This window comes from Siphonobacter sp. BAB-5385 (assembly GCF_002261125.1).
GTDB lineage: Bacteria > Bacteroidota > Bacteroidia > Cytophagales > Spirosomataceae > Siphonobacter.
This window is the reverse complement of sequence record NZ_NMPS01000112.1, coordinates 1-454: the sequence shown is the minus strand read 5'-3', so window position 1 is coordinate 454 and position 454 is coordinate 1. Positions and strand designations below refer to the sequence as shown.

The 454-nt window shown below is 54.6% G+C and carries 1 protein-coding gene; it reads left to right on the top strand.

Annotated elements, in window-relative coordinates:
- A partial coding sequence (locus BWI93_RS11340) for a cell wall metabolism sensor histidine kinase WalK (protein WP_141217435.1) occupies positions 1–454 on the top strand: 454 nt, incomplete at both ends.

Below are 454 nucleotides of genomic sequence, written 5' to 3'. Positions count from 1 at the left end.
GAGTCTGCCGGCTAGTCCGGTTGAGATGGAAGGGGATGCCACGCGGTTGGTGCAAATGGTGATGAACCTGCTGACGAATGCCTCTCGCTATACCCACCCACAGGGCAAGATTCACTTAAGCCTGGAACACCAGGGCTACAAGGCTATTTTACGCGTTGAGGATACCGGCATTGGCCTAAGGCCGGATCAGCTGACTTCGATCTTTGAATTGTTTGTGCAGGCTGATAACTCGCTGGCTCGCTCCGAAGGGGGACTGGGGCTGGGGCTTACCTTGGTCAAGCAGATTGTCGAACTACACGGCGGAACCGTAGAGGCCCAGAGTGAGGGACTGGGCAAAGGTAGTACGTTCATCGTTCGCTTGCCTACGCTAAACGAAGAACAAACCCTCCTTACAATAAACGAGGAAGTCGCTACCGCCCCGCTTCGCCTGTTGATCGTGGATGATAATGCCGAT